The sequence below is a fragment of the Actinospineispora eucalypti genome, from assembly GCF_039543365.1.
Classification (GTDB): Bacteria; Actinomycetota; Actinomycetes; order Mycobacteriales; family Pseudonocardiaceae; genus Pseudonocardia; species Pseudonocardia eucalypti.
Window position 1 is genome coordinate 48428 of the sequence record NZ_BAABJP010000064.1, and the last position, 21256, is coordinate 69683.

General features: G+C 73.3%; 1 protein-coding gene (only partly in view). It reads right to left on the minus strand.

All 21256 nt of this window come from inside a single coding sequence — locus ABEB12_RS39695, MFS transporter, on the minus strand. Of the gene's 63804 coding nucleotides, 27242 precede the window and 15306 follow it; the stretch shown corresponds to coding positions 27243-48498 (codon 9081, partial, through codon 16166, complete); reading right to left, the first codon wholly in view occupies window positions 21253-21255. Both the start codon and the stop codon lie outside the window.

The following is a 21256-nucleotide window of genomic DNA, read 5'->3' on the forward strand; positions in this document are numbered from 1 at the left end:
GTAGTAACGGCCGTCCGCGGCTCGCAGCATGTTGTTCGGCCCGAACACGTCCTGGCCGGCGCGTAGCACCATCCCGGCGATCATGTCCAGCAACTGCTCGCGCACCTCCGGGTCGGTGTGGTCGCGCTCGACGAGCAGCCGCCCGGCCAGCTCTTCCGCGACCTCCACCGCGAGCAGGCTGCCCGCGGAGAGCCAGTTCCAGCCCTCCTCGTGTGGCACGGCCGCCGTCACGACGCCCACCTCGGCCCGGGGCGCCGAGCCGGCCAGCGGCTCGGGGAGCCGGGAGGCGGCCACGATGTCCACCACCCGCTGGTGACTCGGCCACAGGCGCAAGATCTCGGGCCGGCCGTCATCGGACTCCGAAGCCACCACCCTCGCCCGGCCGCTGTGCGTGCGGGTGGTGAGGGTCCGCACCTCCTTGCGCCGGCCGATCCGGCGCAGGTCGAAGCCGAGTCCTCGGGACCCCAGCGACCGGGCGTGCGCCAGCCGGGCCAGTACCCTGGGCTCGGGCAGTGGCATTTCCTGAACCTGCTCTTCGGGCAGGTTCGGGCGCAGGATGCGGACCAGCTCCCGCTCGGCCACCAGCGCCCGTTCGTCCAGCCGCAGCGTCACCAGCTCGGCGGCCACCACCGGGTCCACGAACACCGACGGCACGCCCTCGGCGTCCGGCGCCACGTACATCACCACCCGCACGTCGGGTGTGCTGGGGAATTCGCGCAGCCCAGGCATCAGGTAGTAGCGCACGCCGTGTTCGCGCCACCGGCCGCGTGGGTCGGCGCGCCGGTAGAAGGGGTGCTCCGGATCCAGCTGTTCCGCCTGGTCCAGGTGGGCGGCAATGGTCTCCAGCATGTCCCGCCTGCCGAGCAGAAAGGACACCGCGCGGCCGGTCTCGGCCTGCACGGTGATGCCGCCACCCGAAAGGTCCCGGTCCGGCGGCAGCGCGGCGCCGGCCAGGATCCGCAGCGTCCGGTCGATGTCGTGGTAGTACAGGTAGCCGAGGTCGCCGGCGGTCATCGTCCGGCGATAACGACCCCGACGGTCCAGCGGAATCCGGTTCCGGGTGTTTGCCCCGCGCAGCGTCGCCACCAGGAGCTCCCGCCGGGCGGAGGTGAGGCGATAGATGTCCACCAGGTGTATGACCAGCAGCAGGTAGGCCATGCCGTCGGCGAGCGCCTCGGACTCGAGCTCCTCGGCGGCGGCCTTGCCCAGCCGGGGGTGTGCCGGGCTGGACGCTCCGGTGGCGAAGCTGTGCGCGGCCAGGCTGGGCGATCCCCGGGTAGCCAACTGGTGCGCGAGCTGTGGCGCCACGTGGGTGAGCTCGTGCCATACCAGCCCTCGGACCGCGAGCGGCAGGGCCTCGGCGAGGCCGATCGGTATGCCGATGTCGCGCAGCACCCGCATCAGGTGGCCGGCCTCCCCGTAGACGCCGGGGAGCGAGATCCTCAGCTCCAGGCCGGTGAAGCCGTCCGCCGGGTAGTTTCTCGGCGGGAAGACCGCTGAGTAGGCGGCGGTGGTCTCCAGGAAGCTGTGCTCGCGGACCCAGTCGAGCACCACCCGTGCCTGGACGAGCAGCGCCCTGCCGCCGGGCAACCCGCCGAGGTGCCGCTCGAACTCGTCGAACGCCGCGAAGAAGTGCCGGCCGAACGGGTCCGCGTCGGAGACCGGGCGCCGGCCGTGCAGCAGCCGGGTGACCCGCTCGCCCATCCAGTCGTCCACCTTCCCCACGGCCTTGTCCCAGCGCGGGTGCGGGGACAGCAGCGCGGTCGGGTCGTCGGGCAGGCCGGGGTAGTCGCCACCGGGCGCGGCCAGCTCCGGGGCCAGCGACCGTCGATGCTCGAGGACCCGTGTGCGGACCGCCGCCAACCGGTCCCTGAGCCGGTCGACGGGCGCGTCGCCGGGGTCCAGCCACCAACCGCGCCGGTCCAGCGCGAGCAGCTGTTCGGCGTGCGCGAGCAACGCCAGCGCAGTCTGCCACTCGCCCGGCGGCAGCGCGTCCGCCCGAGTTATCCACGCATCGGCGGCGGCCTGGCCGGCGGCCGGTCGGGTTGCCGCCCGCTGGTCCCGCGCCCAGCGCCACAGGGAGATCCCGGGTATCCCGCCGAGGTCTCCGGGAGCCCCGGTGCCGGCGGACGCGCTCGGTTCCTGGGCCAGCACCCGCGCGGTCACCAGCTCGGTGGCTTCCCGGACGTCCCGCTCGGTGACTCCCGAGCGGTCCAGCTCCCGCCGGGTCCGCGCGGCGTGCGTGCCGTGCGCCGACTCCGGGACCCGGCCGGTCACGTGCGCGTCCTGCTCGTGACCGAGGACGATGCCGCGCTGCTCCTCGTCCAGCCGGTCCCACCAGGCGTCCAGCACGTAGATCCGACGGCCGACCGTGTGGGCGAGCTGCCTCGCGGCGAGCGCGGCGGCACCCTCGATGCCCAGCTCCGGGCGCTCGACCAACAGCTGGAACGCGAGCTCGACGGCCGAGGCCCGCCGCACGGCCGCCGGTGGCGGCCCCCGTGCCGGTGCCCAGCGGTACTCGCCCAACTCCACCGTCGTGCCCGGAGTCATCCGACGCCACGCGGCCTCCACCGCTGCCTCGTCACCGTCGTCCCAGCTCAGCGCGCCGTCATGACCCAGGTACGGGCCTGGGATCGCGCCAGTGTCCGTCGTACGTCCCCAGAAGGTGACCCGCTTGGCGTGCTTGCCGCTCGGCGGGCCGCGCCAGGCGATCCAGCCGAGTACCGGCGCGCCGGCCAACGCGGCGAACGGCGAGACCCGGTACAGGCCATAGAGCGGCAGCCCGAAAACGATCAGCGGCTTGCTCCGCTCCAGCACCGCGCGGACCGGTGTCCAGAACAGCCGGCTGCGTGGCGTCGGGGAGTCGTCCCGCTCCGCCTCGGTCCCCGGCGGGCCGCGCGGGGTGATCGACCACATCCGCACCAGCACGCCGCCGACCGCCAGGGACACCACGGTGACCGGCAGGTGCGAGAGCAGGGCGTTCAGCGCGAAGAACCCGTAGGCGGCCAGGGACAGCCGGCCGATCTGGTTGGCCACCCACATGTGCGAGGCCGAGGTGGTGTAGCCCGTGACGAACCTCTTGCGGAGCTCATCCGTGATGACGAACAGGGCCTCGAAGCCGTTGCCCAGGAAGGTCGCCATGAAGATGACCTTCGTCGGGGTGAGCAGCGGGCCGGGCAGCTCGGTGAACACCCAGCCGAACATCGACGTCTCCGAGCCGAGCACGAAGGTGAAGCCGAGGAAGGTGCCAACCCGGCCGACCTTGGCGATCAGCCCGTTCTCGTCGTCAGCCGGGTTGACCCACCTGGTGCCCTTCGGCGCGGTGAGCTTGTGTCTCAGCCAGGACGCGGCCTGCGGGAACAAGAGCGCGAGGAACGCCATGTCCAGGCCGGCGAACCAGATCGAGATCTGCCACGCCCAGTTGCCCGGGTCGGTCGTCGCGCCGTGCGCGTGGAAGTCCAGGTTCACCAGCAGGCTGGCGGCGGCGAACGTGATGACCGCACCCGTGTACCGGCCCTCGCCCTTCGCCCAGTCGTCCCGGAAGAAGTTGAAGAGGCAGCGGGACACGAATGCTGCGTTACTCAGCCAGGTGACCGGCAGCCAGATCCACCAGCCGGGGATGGCCAGCGACAGCCCGACCACGTTGCCGATCACGACCAGGCCCACGGGTGTGCGCGCCCAGGCCGACATGGTCGAGAGCCGGCCGAGGATGCGGCCGCGCCACCGCGGCAGCAGCACCAACGCCGCCATCGAAACCAGCACGCCGACAACGACCGGGTACCAGGCACGGCCCGGCGGTGGCGCGCTCGCTGACGGCGCCGGGCCCGGCGGCGGGTTGACGGCGGGCGTGCCCGGCGGTGCCGGAGCAACCACCCGAATCCTCAGGTCGGCCGGGAGGTCGGTCAGCGCTCGGCCGGCCAGCTCGTCGACGTTCCATTGCTCCAACACGTGCCAGTCGGGGATGCCGAATCGCTGGGCGGTGACGATCAGGCCCTCGCCGTTCGCCAGCTCCCAGGTGCCGTCCCACCGCCAGGTCCCGTCCGGGCTCGGCCCCAGCTTCAGGTGATCACCGGCAATGATCAAGTTCCGGTCGTGCGCCTGGGGGTTCGTGGCGGCCAACTGGTCCGGCGTCTCGCCTGCCCGTTCGGCGATCACGTCGAACCTGTCGCCGGGCGAGATCAACACTTCGAGTTGGGACGACGCCTCGGCCGGAGTTCGGGTTGGCGAGTGGGTCTGGGTGACCGCCGGCCGCGAGTCGCCTGTCGGCGGCGCCTGGGTCGTCGGGCGGTCACCGGCCAGTCCCAGCAGGCCGGAAAGGCCGATGAACGCGGCAGCCAGCAGGGTCGCGGCTTTCCCGATGATCACCGGAGCCCCCTGCCAGATCCTCGGTGTGCTCGGCGCCGGCGCGAGCGGCCGGGCCGCGCCGGCGCCGAGCGCCTCGGCGGTGTACCGGACCAGCCGGGCGGTGGCATCCCTCAGCCGCTCGGTTTGCTCCTCCGGGCTGAGCGCGCTGAGCTCGGTGCCCAACAGGTGGGGCCGCCCGAGCCGATCGAGCAACGGCTCGGCCTGGATCAGGACGTGCACCAGGTCCAGCCACCGGGCCATCGGCCCGGTCCCGCGCAGTGCGGTGATCCGGTCCCGGTAGGTGGCGAAGCGGGGCGAGTCGTGCAGGTGGATCAGGTCGGTGACCGTGCGGCGGGTGCGGTAACCGGCAGGGATGTCGGTGGCCCAGCCCGGGTCGTCGGTCAGGGCGGCCAGCACGGACAGCCCGATCTGGGCGGACGGCGCGGTCCCGGCCCAGCCGGGCGGGACATAACGGGGGAAGTTCCATTCGGCGTCGGCGGTGGGCCCGTCCAGCTCCTTGATCATCCTGTGCAACAGCCGGGTGTCCAGCCGGTCGTGTTCTCCCCTCGGGGTGCCGGCCAGCCGGGCCAGCTCGCGGTAGGCCAGCTCCTTGCGCTCCCCGTCGTAGGGCGCACGCCGGAGCAGGCTGGCGGTCCAGGACAGCCGGGCGAACTCGCCGGCGACCTCGTCGAGATCCCCGGCCATCCCCGGGTCGAGGTCGATGCCCCAGACCCGCAGCCGGTCCAGCAGTGCGATCGTCACGCCGGCGGACGCCTGCGCGGCCTCGATGAGCGGCTCGTCGTCGATCACCTCGAGCGACATCCGTGCCACGTCGATGAGCCGGTTCACCTCGTCGAACTGCCAACGCTGCGCGTCCGCCGACGGCAGCTGGGCCAACACGCCGGGCGCGCCGTTGAGCAGGGTCAGCACGCTGATCACCAGCCGGTCGGAGAACGGCGCCGAATCCCAGTTCCGGACCAGCCATTCGGGGCGGGCGAACCAGCCGGGGAACAGGTCCGCCAGCCAGCCCAGCCACGCCGCCGATGCCTCGGCGGTGATCTCGAACCCGAGCTGGAAGCCGGCCCCGTTCGCCTCCAGCGCGCGGGCGAGCGCCAGCTGGATGGCTACCAGCAGGTGGCGCTGCTGGTCGGTCATGTCCTCAAGGTGGGTGCCCGCCAGCGAAGCCAGTGTCTCCGGCACCTGGCTCCAGAACGCCGGGTCGGACGCGTCCGGCGGGACCGGCTCCGCCAGCCGCTCGGTGCGGTCCGCGCCGCCCCACAGCCCCATTGCGGCGGCGCGCGCCTCGGCCAGCGCCCGCGCGACCGGCTCCGGCAGCCGGCCGACGGTGACGATGTCCGCGACCTGGTCCAGCCGGTCATCGAGGAGAACGCGCAGCTCCTCGTCGGGCACCGAGGCCAGAATCGCCGCCCGCCTGGGTAGCAGGGCACGCAGTTGTCCGAGGACCTGCTTCTCGGTCAGCGGGCCATAGACCGGCGCGTTGAACCGGACGCTCAGCAGGCCGACGAGGCTGTCGATGATCGTGTCCGCCGCCAGGGAGCGGAGGGCCTTGCCGAGGTCGATCTCGTCGACGCGGCCGCGCCGGCCCACCACCACGTTCTCCGGCTTCACCGCGTCGTGCTCGTTGAGCAGGGCGTTCACCCCGAGGTTGCCGGCCAGCCGCTGGTGCGCGGCGACACGGCGCCGGCCGTGCAGCTCGGCAAGCAGCGGGCCGGGGACCGCCGAGGCGACCTCCAGCACATCGCCGACCGCGAACACCACGGTGCCGTCCGGGGCGCGGACCGCCCGGTCCACCACCGCCGGCCGGGTCGGCGGCACCGACCGACCCCCGGCGGCCCGGAACACAGCGGCGGCCCAGCTGGAGCGTGCCGCCTCGGCGGAGTCGCGGCCGGTGTGTTTGGCGAAGACCAGCCGGCCGTCGGGCTCGCGCAACTGGACGACGAGCCGGTCGTCGGCGGTACCCGAGCCGCTGACGGTGCGGACGTACTCCACCTCGCCGAGGAGATGCCGTTCCCCGGGCGCCGGGAGTTCCGCCGCGCCGCGCACTATCCGCACCAGGTAGCGCTCGCCGTCGTCGGTGAGGATCTCGAACCGGTCGGGCCGGCGGCTTACCGCGACCGCCACGTCGTCCTCGGTCGCCTCCGGGTGCCCGAGCTCGTGGACCCGCTCGACAACGGCCGCGATCGCCCGTACCGCCGAGCCCTCGGCCAAGGCCCGCTCCACCGCCTCGGACAGCGCGGAGAAACGGCCACGCTCCCCGATCAGCTCGTTCAGCTCGATCGCCGCGTCCTCGGTGCGCCGGCCGAGGTAGTCCAGCGCGACGCCATCCGTCTGGCCGGTCACCGAGTTCCACAGCCGGTCGAGGACGGCGACCTGGTGCCGCAGCCGCAGCATCGCCATCGAGCGGTCCGCCACGTCGGTGAAGAGGGTGTCGGACGGCTGGATCTGGGAGAGGTCCTCGGTGGCCTCGCCCAGCGCCCGGCGCCGCTCGGTGAGGGCGTCCGCCACGCTTGTGCCCGGTTCCCGCCGCTTCGCGGACTCTTGGGATTCCCGGATCGTGACCAGGGTCAGATGCGCCAGCCACAGCCGCCGCCCCACGCCGGTGTTCCCGTCCGGGCGGTAGGCGTCGTTCAGCTCGTTGAGCCTGGCCAGCACCGGCTCGACCCTTAGCCGCAGATGCTCGTCGAGGGTCACGCCGAGCAGGCGCACCCACCGGTTCGCCTCGGCGGACGCCCACTCGGTGACCAGGTCCTCCTCGACCATGGCCCGGTGCATCCGCTCGACCACCCGGTACACCTGTGCCCAGAGGTCATTGAGGGGGCCGGGGTCGGTCAGGGCCTCGGTGACCGTGTCGACGAACTCCCGCCGCGCGAGCAGCATCCCGTCGCGGTTCCGCCAGGTCGGCTCCACGTCCCAGATCTCGCGGGCGGCCACCAGGTTGAGGCGTATGCGCAGCACCCGGCGCCACGGGTCCCGCAGCCGCCGGTCCATCTGCCGGAGCATGGAAATCTCTTCGACCGAGCCGGTGGACAGCCCGTTCCGGTCCACGGCGAACGCCGCCTCGATGAGGTTGACGGCGGCCGCCTCCTTGGCCCGCGCGCTCTTCGACTCCAGGAACCGCAGCCAGCCCACCGCGTTCAGCAGGTCCCGGTAGACCGAGGCCAGCTCGTCCTTCGTTCCCGCCCTCGCCGCCAGCCGGCCGAGCACCGCGCGCAGCCCGGCGACGGTGGCCCGGTGCGCGTTGTCCGCTTCGCCCGCCAGCGCGCGCAGCGCGGCGCGGTCGCTTGACCAGTCCGGCAGCAGGATCCCCAGCCGCCGCCCGGCCAGGGCCAGCGCAAGGCCGTCGCGCAGCTCGGCGTCGCCGAGCAGCCACCGCTCGAGGCCGGCCGCGTCGGTCTCCCGCGCCGCCTCGACCAGCGAGGCAAGGCGGTCGGCGGCGGCCAGCGTCGCTTCGGCCAGCTCCCGCCGCGCGATCACCGGGCCGAGGAGCCAGTCCACCAGCTCCTGGTGCTCTTCCTCGGTGCGCAACCGCCGGACCCGGTCCTCGACCTCGATCCACAGCAGCTGGTCGAGCAGACCGGCCTCGACCAACCGGTGGAACATCTCCTCGGTCAGGACGATCACCGGGCCGGTCGGCATGAGCAGCGTGTAGGCACCGAGCAGGTCCGTGACCCGGCCGAGGTCGACGTCCCGCAGCACCCGCGAGGGGACGACCCGCACCTCGGCCGGTGGCGGGCCTCGCGGTGACTCCGGCAGCTCGCCGGGCCCGAGCGGCCTGGCCCGCCCGTCGCGCACCGCCTCGCCGAGCGCCCGCTCCGTCCGGGCACGCTCACCGGGCTGAAACCCGCCCCTGATGGCCGCGCCGCCGTCGGTCGGCGGAACCCAGCGCCGGACCAGCAGCTCCTCACCCTCGCGGGGCAGCTGGATCTTGCGGTTGAGGATGTCGGCCCAGATCGCGAGAGGCAGCCGGCCGACGCCCGGGAAGGTGATCGACAGCGGTTGTGGTTCGATCTCCTCGAAACCGGGGACGGGCAGCTGGTCGGGGTGGTAGGTCCGGTTCGGCGTGACCACCTGGAGCAGCGGCAGCCGCGCGGCCACCGCCCAGCCGCGCAGGTACCGGCCGAACGCGGCGCCGGCCTGGTACTCGCGGGTGCCGTACGGGCCGCCCAGCGGCAGGATGCCCTGGTCGGTGACCAGCACCAGCAGCTGGGACAACTCCTCGCCGCCCCACAGCCTGAGCAGCGCCAGCCCCGGGTGCAGCGCCACGGTCTCCGCGAGGTACGCGAACTGCCCGGTGACGCAGTCCAGGCAGTGCCGGTTGGGGCTGCCGATGCTGAGCCGCTCGAACGGGTCGGTGCTCACCCCGATCAGCGCCGAGACCGGCGCAACGCCCCGCTCGGCCGCCGGCGCCGTCGGCTGCACGGTGATCTCCATCGGCGCGGGTGCCCACTCGTCGGCGAACTCGGCCCGGTAGCTGTACTCGGCGAACAGCCACTCGCTCCAGACCCGCCGGAACGCCTGCTCGGCGGACTGCTGCTCCCCGGTCTCGACCAGCGCCGCCAGGTAGGCGGCCACCGCCGGCCGGGCCCCGTCCCGCCAGTCGTACTCGACATAGCCGTTCCACAGCGGTGAGCGCGGCGAGAAGTCCAGGTCGCCGTGGCGCGGCAGCCGCTCGCCCCACCCGGTAATGGCGTCCAGGACGGTCTCCCGCCGCGCCACCCCCACGACCGCGCGCAGCAGCTGGACCCGCTGCGCTGGGCCGCGTGCCGCCAGGTCCCCGAGCATCTCGGCGAGCATCCGGTGCGTGTCGTCCGGGATGTCGTGCCGGACCCGCACCATGACCTGGCGGGACAGCGCACCCCCGAGGTCCAGCCATCCCCCGAGGTATTCGCTGCGTGGGCTCGGCCCCCCACCCGCCGGTCGGGCCTCCCCCGGCCAGTGCGCCAACAGGTCGTCCATGCCCTGGCGCACCTTGCGCAGCGCGGGGTTGGTGTAGAGCCGCAGCGGATCGGCCAGCTCCTGCCAGGACAGCCGCCCCTTCGACAGCTCGAGCAACCAGTGCGCGCCGTCGGTCTCCGCGAACAGCACCAGGAACGCGAGCCGTGCCCGCCGGGTCAGCTTCGACCACCGCCGGGCGAACCAGTCCTCCGCCGCCGCGTCGCCGAGCCCGGCCGCGACCAGTTCCGCCAGCCAGCCCGGCCGGTCGGTGAACCGCCAGGAGGCCGTGTCGGTTGTGGCGAAGTCACGAGGGACGATCGCGGCGAGCCGGCGGGACAGGATCGCTCGCAGCCGCGTGGGCAGCACCGCGTGCCGGGCGAGCACCCGATCGGCCGCGACCCAGAATCCGGTACCGACCGGGCCGTCGCCCGGCCAACCCTTCAGCAGCTCGAACACCAGCTCGAGCTGGGCCAGCTCGGTCCGCGCCGCCGCCAGCTGCTCAGTGAGCTCCCGCGGCGCCGCGAGCAGCTCCGCGGCGTCCCGCAGCTCCGCGCCGGCGGCGTCGAGCGGGTCCGGGTAGGGCCTGTGGCCCTCCTTGCCGTCGGCCGAAGCGGTGAGCGCGGCCCGCGCCGTGTCGAGGCGCAGCGAGAGCAGCTCCTCGGTCTCGCGTAGGCCGGCGCGGGGCACGTCGGGAGCGGGGCGCGGCCGGGGCGTGCGCACGTCGTAGGGGGTGACGCCCAGGGCGCGGAGCCGGTCCAGCGCGCGACGCGCGTGCTCGGCGTGGTCGGCGGGTGTGAGCGTTCCGTTGAGGTGCGCGTCCTCGTGGGCCATGACCACTGCCCGCTGCTCGGGGGACAGACGCGCCCACCAGGCGTCGACCAGGTAGACGGTGTCGCCGAGGGTGTAGGCCATCAGGTTCGCGGCGACCCGCGCGCCGGCGCCCGGCGGGAGCAGGCCGCTCTCGTCGATCAGCCAGGCCATCCTGGCCGCGGAGATCATGACCGCGCCGGACCGAGCGCCGTCCAGCACACCCATCCGGCGCAACGCCGCCCGGATCGCCTGCTCCCAGCCCTTCTCCATCCGCCAGGTCAGCGCGCCGTCGTGCTGGGTCGGATAGCGCAGCTTGACGAACTTCGCGCCGGCCAGCGCCGCGACGCCCAGCCCGGACAGGTAGGCGGACAGCAGTGCCAGGTCGGCCAGCCTGGTCGGCGGTACCCCGCCCCGCGTGGCCAGCCCGCCCAGCATCGCGCTGGCCAGCTGGATGCCGGCGACCGAGCCGAACAGCGTGCCGGCGACCACCCGGGTGGCCGCCGTCTTCGTCGGGGCCAGGTCGTACAGGGTCACCAGGTACAGCTGGTAGAACACGCTGGCCCCGGCCAGCAGCGCACCCAGCGTCCACGGCGAGGGCACCGCGAGCACCAGCAGCCCGAGCGGGAGCACCGCCGCCGCGTGCGCCAGGGTGACCGTCACCGGCAGCCGGGTCTGTGCCCTGGCGGACATGCGTCCCAGCAGGGCGGGCCAGGCACCGGTGGCACCCGCGCTGGCCGCCCGGTAGACGAAGCCCAGCATCGCGGTCCACAGCAGCACCGTGCCGGCCAGCACACTTGGGCCGAGGTGAACCTTCACCAGGGTGCTCACCGGCCCGATCAACACCCCGAACGGAACACCGGTGAGGAAGGCCAACAGGGTCGGCGAGCCCCAAAGCCCCGCCCACGACCAACGTGGACCGGTGTCCCGCCCGCTGACCGCCGAGGCGGCAGACGAGGGGATGCCGCCGGACACCGCCCACAGGGCGGCCACCGCACCACCGGCCAGCAGCACCCCGACGGACAGGAACGCGCCGGACAGCCCGATCGAGTTCATCGCCAGCACGGCGAACAGCGGCAGCAGCCCGCGCACGATATTCGAGGCCAGCTGAAGCTGGGCGTTCCGCCGCTTGGCCTGCCGGTCGGCCAGCGGGTGGGCATTGTTCAGCTCCACCCGGACCACACCGGCCGTGGTCGCGTACAGCCCGACCAGGCCGAACAGCGGGATCAGCAGGGCGAAGTGGGTAGCCGGCACAAATGCCATCGCCACCGAGGACAGGGCGGCCAGCCCGCTGACCGCAGCCACCGTGCGCCGGCCCACCCGCTCACCCAGCCAACCGACCAGCAACAGCCCGGCCCCGGACGCGGCCATCGCCGCGGTGGCCAGCACCGGGACCGTGGTCGCCGGGACCCGGAACACCGAGCTGATCAGCGCGGCGGCGAAGGCCGGGACCAGCCCGGCGGCCACGCCCATCCCGTCGAAGACACCCACCGCGATGCCCCGGGGGTAGAGCCGCACCTTCGGGGCGCGGGCGCCGAGGTCGCCGGCTACCTCGATGGCCGCGTGCAAAATGAACCCGCCGACCGCGAACCCGATGACCGGGTCGGCATAGCCGGCGACCACACCGAGCAGCCCGGCCAACGCGCCGCCGGTGTGCCCGGCGACGCTGTGGCTGACCGCGCCGAGCGCAACCGCCGCGATGATCCCGATGCTGGCCAGGGCATCGGCCATGGCGTGCGCACCCTCGTGCTCCAGCTCGTCCACCCTCAGCCGGTGGCCGACCCGTCCACGGATCCTGGCGATGGCCAGGTTGGCGGCGAGGCCGACCGCGGCCGGCACCACCACACCCGGTCCAGCCAGTGGCGCTGGGTGCAGCAGGTGCTCGCCCGACTCCCAGAACACGAACCCGGCCGAAACCACGATCGCGCCGACGATGGACCAGCTGGCCGCCCGGGAGGCCCGCCTCGTGTTGATCCAGAACCCGATGACCATCGGGACCGCCGGCGCAACGTCACCCAGGTTGTGGATGATGTCCGAGGTCACCGCGACGCTGTGCAGCCCGAACCAGCTGGCGACCAGCCACTGCACCGCCGCGGTGAGCAACAGCGCCACCGCGGTCACCACCGTCACCGCCGTCGCCCACCACTGATGTCGTCGGCTCAGCTCCCGGTTTCGAACCCCGTGGTCGTCGTGGTCGAAGTGGGACCTCCAGAAGGTGATCACGGCGCGTGCACCGAGCACCACGGAGACCAGTGCGGCGGCGAACATCGCCCAATGTGCGATCGGGGTGCCGGCGATCGGGTAGCCCAGCGTCCCGGCGACCACGCCGATCGCGGCTATGGTCAGCAGGATCGGCGTCCCCCGGAGGCCGGTCTCGGCCGCGCCCGGCATCGCCTGACGCGCCCAGGTGGACACCGCTCGAGTCCGTGCGGCCGGTGACGACCGGGTCGGCCCGACGGTCCCCTCGGGGTCGGCCATCAGCCGCTCGACCTGGTCCGGCGGCCCGCGCGCGAGGAACTCGCCGAGCTCGCCCGTGGGCAGCCCGTAGCGGGAGACCCCGTCGCGCCGGTTGCGGATCAGCAGCCCGTGCTTGACCAGCTCGTCCAGCACGGCGGCGAGCCGGTCTGGGTCCTCCGGCACCCGGTCGTCACCCTCGTGCGCGGCCGCCGCCTCCCTGGCGGTGAACCGCAGCAGCCGGACGATGCCGAGCAGTTCGGTGTGTTCGGCCAGCCACGAGGAGAGCACCGCACCCCACACGTCGAGCGGATCGACACCGAGCCGACGCCAGCGGGCACCGGCGGCGAGCCGGCGCAGTCCCCTCCCGCCCAGGAACGCGAGCAGCGCCGCCGGAACGGCGCCCACCGGCGCCGCCCACCACGGGACCGGCTGGTGTGCCGGCGCGGGCGTGTTCTTCGGGGCCGGGGGACCCGGCGGACCCGGCTGAGCCCCCGGCACGGACGGAGCCGGCGGAACCACGGTGACCTCCTGGCCCACCGGCAGTTCCCGGGGATCGCGATCGACCAGCCCGGGATTCCAGGTCAATAACCGCGCTACGCCGTCGCCCCCGTCCGGATCCCTGATCCCGAACCGGGCGGCGACCTCGAACAGGTTCTCGTCCTGGCCCAGGTACCAGACCCCGCGCCAGCCGGTGGCGGGCGGGATCGGCAACCTGGTGTTGGCAATGATCAGGTTGGGGTTCCCGAGGTGGAGCTGCTCGGCCCAGCTTTCGGCCGAGATGCCCAGCTGCCGCGCGTCCGCGCCCAGCGACTCGCCCAGCTTGATCTCCACCGAGACCGGCGCGGCCGGAACCGGCTGGGTGGGCGGCGGGGCGGCCCGCGAGTCCGGAGCGGCGGGGGCGCCCACGATCGCCAGTGCGGCCAGCAGCGCCAGCACCACCTTGCCCAGCCACCGGCCGGCGGCGCCGAGCACTCCCCGACCGGTCGAACCGCTGGTGCCCGGGCGCCACCGCTGCATCGGCATGGTGAACACGGTGGGCAGCTCGTGGGTGCCGGGGCGGAGGTCGGTGTAGAAGTGGTCGATCGCGTCGCCGGTGTCCAGCTCGAGCCGCATCATCACCGGCACGGACGCGCGGGGCAGGCGCAGCCAGCCCGCCCGGTAGTAGGTGTTGCCGATCATCGGTTTGAGCAGGTCGTGTCCGGCACGGGTGCCCCACAGCGCCAGATATCCGCTGAACACGTCGTCCAGCTCGAGGTGCTCCTGACCCGGCACCGGGTAGGGGTGGCTTAGCGGCAGGATGCCGTACCGGGTGTCCCAGGCCGAGCCGACCCCGAGCCGTTCGCCCCTGCTCCCGTCGGCGTTGCGCCGCCAGGCGCCGATCACCACGATCCGGGGGTGCAGCAGGTAGGCCAGCAGGTGGCGTCCGTTCAACCCGCCGAGGTCCATGCAGCCGCCGTCCAGCCTGGGGGTGCCGAGCAGCATGATCTCGATCGGGTCGTCGGTGACACCGAGCAGCGCATCGACACCGGCCCGGCCGGGGATGCTGACCCGCACGTCGGCCGGGACGTCGTCCCTGACTGCTTCGGGGGCGCGGCCGTTCTTCGCGGTGTACCACGCGCGCCATGCGGCCCAGAAGGCTTCCTTGGCGGCGGCGCGAGCGGCGACCCGGTCCCCGGTCTCGTGCAGCACCCGCTGCCAGGTCTCCAGGTAGCGGGCGAACGGTGCCCTGGCTTCGGACTGGTGCAGGTGCTTGTACCCGACGAGCACGGCGTGCTGGTCCGGCTCGAGAACCAGCGGGATGTCCGGGTCGAGGTCGGCCCCGAGCAACGCCCCGATCTGCTCGGTCAGCGTCCGGCGCAGCACGGCGGGCACCGCCTCGAGCAGCTCAAGGCCGTTGGAGCGGGCGTTAGCCGGGATGTCGCCCCGATCCTGTGCCTCGGCCAGCCTGGCCAGCACCCCGGACAGGTACTCGGCGAACTCCTCCGGGCTTTGCTCCCTGGCATGGCCGACCAGCCCACCGGCGGTGACCCGCTCGCCGCCGGACCCCTTCGGGTTGGCATGGCGCAGCGGCGCGCCCAGCTGAAGTAGCGCCGTCCGCAGGTTGGTCAGCACCCAGGTCGGGTCGGCAACCTGGGTGCCCAGCTCCCGGTGGACCGCGTCGAACTGGCCGCCGGTGGCCGCGACCGCCCTGACCACCTTGACCCACTCGCCGAGGTAGGCGGAGTACTCCTTCGGGTGCTGTGGGGCGAGCTCGAGCAGGGCGAGCAACGGCGGCAGCCACCTGGTGAGGTCCCGGCTCGCGAACAGCCGGGAAAGGTCCAGCATCACCTTGTCGGTGCGCTGCCGGTTGGGCAGCGTGGCCACCCATTCCGCGGACCCGGTGACGGCGACCAGGACCAACAGCGCCAGCTGGTCACGGCGCGACGCCCTGCCGGCCCACCAGTCACCGGCCCATGCCGCGTCCAGGAGAGCGAGCACGCCGTCCGGGTCGGTGCCTTCGGCGATCATCGTCGCCCAACGCCGGAGGTTCGCCGTCGCCGAGTCGGCCGAGTCGTCGGCGAAGTGGGTCAGCTCATAGGCGGCCACCAGCCGGGCACGCACCCCGGCGGCCACCTCGGGCTGCTCCGCATAGGGGGTGTGCGCCAGGTGGCGCAGCGCGGGCAACGCCAGCGACCAGTAGTCCGGGTCGGTCGGGTCCAGGCGCACCGGCGCCCGGGTGTTCCGGCGCACACCGAGTTCCGCGCGCAGGTCGGGCAGCCGGTCGGTGATGTCACCGGCCAGCCCGATCCCCCATTCCGGCAGCATGCCCAGCAGCGCGACCAGGCCCTGGGCCGAGACCACGTCAGCGCCGCTGCTCTCGTAAACCACCCAGGTGCGGAGCTTCTCCAGCACCCTGTCGATCCGCGTGACCAGGTCGCGCTGCGCCTCCTCGGTGCGCAGGTCGAGCGGGGTGCCGGTGCCCAGTCCCACCGAAGCGGCCAGCACCAGGCGCTGCTTGTCCGCGTCCGACGCCCTCGACCAACCGGTGTCCAGGCCGGCGAGGACCGCGTCCAGCCACCCGGGCGGGGCGGCCGTCAACTCGAGCCGGGTCGTGTTCTCCGGTCCGTCGAGCAGGTGGTAGGCCAGCGTGAGACGCAGCTCGAGTGCCCACCCGGCGGTGTGCTCACGCTGGTCAGCCATCGGCTTGCTGAACAGCAGGTCGGAGAACACTCTCCATCGACCCTCGGCGTGCATCCACTCCGGATCGGTGAACAGACCCTCGGCGGCCATCCAGATCCGCGCCCAGTACCCGTCGTCCGGGTTACCGACCCGCGCGTGCGCCAGGTCCTCGCTCAGCACGTCCAGGATCCGCACCGTCCGCCGGGTGTACCGGTCCCGGGGAAGGATGCCGAGCCCGGCATGCCAACGCAGCTCCCGCCGGATCTGGTCAATCTTGCTTTCCGCGCCGGCCTGTTTGGCCGCCGAGGCGGATAGGGCGCCGTCGAGCAGGTCCCCGACCGCGCTTTCCAGGTCCCTGCGCGCCTCGCCGAGCGACACGGTCCGGCGCAGCGAGGTGACGAGCTCGTTCCAGGCCAGCACTACCACGACCGCCGAGGCACCGGTGATCATGACCGGCAGGGAACCGACGAGGGTCCCGACCCCGGCGACGGCCAGGCCCAACGCCGCCGGCCACGCGATCAGCTTCCGCCAGCGCGCCGGCTCGATCTCCGCCTGCTCCCGCACGATCTCCCCGGGCAGCGGGGCGAGGGACTCCTTGGTGAACTCGACCAGCCCGGCGAGGGCCATCCGCGCCCGCGCGGCCCAGCTCGGTTTGGGCACCGAGATGAACGGGGTGGACTCGGCAGAGTTCCGTGCCCAGTACCATTGATGGTCCCCACCCCGATAGCTGGGATCCAGGTCCCCGGCGGCCAGCGCGGCCTGCCAGCCGGTCGGCAACCGGTTCTCGTTGGCGTGCTGGTTGCCCTCCTTGACCAGGGCATCCGTGACGTAGCGACGCTGGCCGACCTGGAAGACCACCAACCGCTTCAGCAGGCCCGCCACGTCGGTGACACCGGCCGCGCGCAGCCGCGCGGCCAACGCCCGCTCGGAGACCACCCACAGGCCCAGGTCCGCCTCGGGCAGCCAGGATCGGGGTAGCACGCCCCAGCGCCGGTACCCGATCCGGCGCATCGTGGGCAGCACCTCGGTCAGCACCTCGACCTCGTCGACCCGCAGCTGGCCGACCCCCGGCGCTCCGCCGAACCGCTCCTCGTCGAAGTCACCGCGCCGGTGGAAGTCCAGCATCGTGTCCTCGACGCCCTGGGTGATCCCGACCGGCTCGGTGTGGCCGGGTCCGTACCCGAACAGCCGGAGCACCTCGGTGGCCTGCTCCACGAGCTCGGCCGCGTAGTCCAGCGACGCCTGCAGGAACTGCTCACGGAGCTCGGTCGGGTCAACGCCGAAGGCGTGCCGAATCTCGGCCAGCGACTCGCCGGAACCGAACCGTTCCACCAGCAGCTCGAGCAGTGGCCAGCCGTCGCCGCTGCCGACCCGCCGGAGCTTCGCCAGCACGGACGGGGGCACCCACTCTGAGGGCTCCAGCGTCCGCACCGACCCGCCGACCGCCAGCATCGCCGCCCACGGCCGCTGCGCGGGCGACAGCCCGGCCCACTCGGCGAAGCGGGTGGCCACCAACGCGTAGACCGCCAGCTCGGTCGGGTCGGCCTCGACGAACAGGTGCAGCTCGCCGTCGCGCATCCGGTACTCGCCGTCCAGGGACCAGCGCCGGGACCAGTCGCTGACCAGCTCGTTGTCCAGCAGGTGGCCGACCAGCACCGGTAGTTCGGCCTCGGTCCGTCCGGTCCGGTCCAACAGCTCGGCGGCCGCCGGCCCCGGCGTGCCGGTCATCAGCTCGACGGCCACCCGCCGCCACAGCTCGACCCAGTAACGCACCAGGGCGGGGGCATCGGCCGGCGGACGCGGCAGCGCGCCCGGGTCGGCGAGGCCGAAATCGGTGACCCGGCCGGCCGGTTCCCGGTCGTCCGCGCGGATCCGGAGGCTCGGTAGCGAGATCACCCCGGCCTCGGCTCCGGCCACCGGCAGGATCACCTTCTCGTGCCGGCGCGGCGCGGCGTTCCGGGCGGCCGGCGGCGGACCGTGCGCGACGCGAGCTCGCCAGCGGGCCAGCCGCAGCGCCACGACCACCGGTGCCGCGTGCAGGTCGTGCCACAGCCCGGTGTGCCGGTGGCCGTCCAGGTGCAGGTCCCGCTCGTGCCCCAGCGCCCACCGCCACAATCGGGCGGGCAACCGGCGGGCGGCGAGGTGCCCCTCGAGCTCCGCCGCGTCTCTGGCGAAGACCAACACGACCCGGTGCCGGCCGCTGCCGTAGAGCACCACACCGTCCGTGCCGTCCGGGCGGGCCGCGTCCGGCACCACCAGCACCGGGACGCCGCCGGGCGTCGCGGCGGCCAGGTGCGGGTACTCCTCGGCGGGCAGCGGTGCACCCAGCTCGACCAGCCGGTCCTCGGCGACCGCCATCCGCGCTCGCTCGCGGGTGCGTGTCGCGGCGCCGCCAGACGTCGAGATCAGGCCGCCGTCGTGGTCATTTGCGGAGCGGTCCCGCGCGCCGACCAGCTCCAGATAGCCACCCCATACCTCCGCGTATCGGGTGGCCAGACCGGCATACCGGGTGGCGAGGTCGGGCCACCGGCCGGCGTTCTCCAGCACCCGCAGCTGGGCCAGCACCGACCGCACGTTGCCGGCCGTCGTTTCGAAGGAGAGCCGGAAGGAGTCCTCCTGCTCGGTGGTCACGTAGTCGAGCAGCCCTTCCAGCATGTTCAGATGCACCTGGACCTGGGTCAGTTGGGCGGCCGAGACCGCCGCGATGATCCGGTCCAGGTCGGCCTGCGCCCACTCCCCCTCGGCGGAGCGCATGACCAGCACCGCCAGCGACTCGAGCACCCCGGGCGCGCCCCGGTCCTGTTGCTCCATCCGGTCGATCAGGTCGCCGGCGGTGCGCAACCCGGAGATGAATCGACCCCGGTCGCGGTCCACCACGTACAGCTCGGTACCGGGGGCGATCTCGGCCAGCCCCTCGTCCAGCTCAGGCCCCGCCGTGGCGTACCAGTACTCCTCCCACGCATTGGTCGGGGTGGCCCGGTCGCGCTCCCGGTCGGTCCTCGGCTCGATCAAACCCGCCGCGTCGAGGCGGAGCACGAGCTCGCCGACGTGGGTGCGCTGGGCGTCGGCGAGGGTGACGGGCGTGCCGTCGTCGCGGTAGCCGACCACGTCGAACCCACCGCCGCCCGGCGTCGATACCTCGGTCCGGCGGCTCACCAGGACCTCGCCGTCGGCAACCCGCACGGCAAACCGGGCCTCCGGGTCGGAGTGCACCGCGTCCCGGACCTCCCTGGCGATCACCATCTGGTGCCCGCGCAGGTGCAGCAGACCGATCAGCTCGTCGATCGGCAGCGGCCGGTTTTCCTCGGGCAGCAGCTCTTCGATGGCCGTGCGCAGCCAGCCCCAGGCCGGCGCGGCCCTCCCGGTGGAACGCGGGTCGGTTGCCCGACGCTCGCGGTGCTCGGCAAGGTCGGCGAACGCGACCGGGAAGAACGTCCCGCCGACGGCCGCCGCGGCGCGCCGCTGCGCCTGCCACGCCTGGCCGGTGATCGTCCCGTGCTCGACGATCTCGGCACGTAGGGCCAGTACCGACTCGACCTCGTAGCCGCCGAGTCCACCGACGCGCAGGATCGAGGCCAGCCGGGCCGGGGCTAGCGCCCGCACCGCCTCCAGCACCTCGGCGCTCAGCGGCTTGCCCATCTGGTCCAACACGAACTCGGAGGAGATCATGTTCCGGAAGCCGGTCAGCCAGTCGCGCGAGGGCACCGTGCGCTCGTGGTCGATCAGCCGCAACGCCCCGAGCACGTCCAGGTAGTTGGGCTCCCCACCGCCCGCCCGGTCGGTGTTCGGCAGCAGGTAGTCCAGGACCGCCACGAACTCCCGGACCACCCGCGGGTAGTCGGTCAGCTTCCTGGCCAGCCGGGCGTCGATCTCCCACTTCTGGGCCGAGCCGTCGCCGAACCGAACCGTGGCCGGCACCAGGTCCGGCCGGCCGAGCAGCAGGGCCACCCAGTAGAAGATGATCTCCCGTGCCGGTCCGCTCTCCGCCCATGCCTGGCCGTCATCCGGTGACTTCACGATCGCCGCCGGCTCCCCGCCGACGATGGCGCGCGTGTTGCCCCGCCAGTCCTCCAGCTCCACCTCTCCGGACAGCACGCGGCGCAGCTCAGCGCCGGCGTTGTCCTCCTCCAGCAACCGTGCCAGCTCGCGCAGGTCGGCGAGTCGGCGGGAGAGCAGCGCCAGCCGCTCGCCGTCCGATTCGCCGACCGGGGCGCTCGCCCGAGCGATCAGCCGCTCGGCCTCGTCCAGCAGTGCGCGGGCCGGCGGGATCTGGTGGGAGAACAGGGCCAGCTCGGCGTCCCCGACCGCCGCTTCGGCCCGTTCGACCTCCGGGTCCGCGCCGGAGCGGACCCGGACGACTTCGACACCACCCTCGGCCGGCCGCAGCTCCAAGCCGGTGTCACCGTCCAGGATCCAGCTCCGGAAGCCCTCGTAGGGCAACCCCAAGAGGCGGGCGAGGGACGTCAGCTCGGCCTCGACGAACCCGTGCGCGGCCAGGTAGGCGTCGATCGATCGGACCACCTCGGCGTCCCGCGCGGCGTTCCCGTCCGGGTCCAGGATGAGGCCGTGCCGGATCATCCCGGACCGGAGCCGGAGCCCGATGTAGCGGGCGTGCAGCTCGGCGGCCAGGCCGGCCTCGGCGCTCTTGCCGGGCTCGGCGGCGACACCAGGCACCTCGAGCAGCCGGGCCAGCTCGGCCAGCAGCCGCTCGGCGAGGTCCAGCCGGCTCAGGGTGGCCGGGTTGTCGAGGTCCTCCAGGATCGCGTCGGCCTCGTCGATCAGCCGGCCGGCCTCGTCCAGTTTGCCGGTGATGGTCCGCGCCCGAACGTTGATGACCCTCCGGGCGGCGGCCACCTTCTTGGCGTCGATCGGGGCCGGCGCGGGTTGCGGCCGGCTGCCGGCGGCATGCGTGCGGTGCACCACGGTGGTCTCCGTGTTGAGCCGCCTGACCAGCCTGTCGTTGTCCTCGGCGTGCCGTTTGCCGGTGTGCTCGGCGCGCTCGATGTGGAAGCGCCACTCGTGCAGCAAGAAGTCCTCCCACCAGGCGGCGAACGCCGGGTTCGCGGCGATCAGCCGGTTCACCAGCCGCGCGACGTGCGCGGGGACGAAGATCCGGCCCTGCTCCGGCGCTGCGCCGTCCGGCCGCCAGCCGAAGCCGATCAACCGGCCGCCGAGCGGCCGCTCATCGGTGACGCGCACCATCCGGCGCAGCCATTCCGTCTCCGGTGGACCCCGCGCCAGGTGCGGGAACTCCGTGCCGTCCAGCGGGCGCGACTCGGCGTCCATCCGGCGAGCCCGGGGCAACAACACGTCCCGCACCACGCCGTCATCCACCCGATCGGCCACCCCGCCGCCGTCGCCAGGGCCCTCGTCGGAGTCGGCGGCCTTCGGACTGGCGGAGAGCGCGCGCTCCACCTCGTCGAAGGTGGTGCCCTTGCGTAGCACGGACCGCGCCAGCAGTACCGAGGTCGCCCAGCCGCCGGCCATCAACAAGAGCAGCGACGGCCGGGGCGCGAGTGAGACCACCACCCCG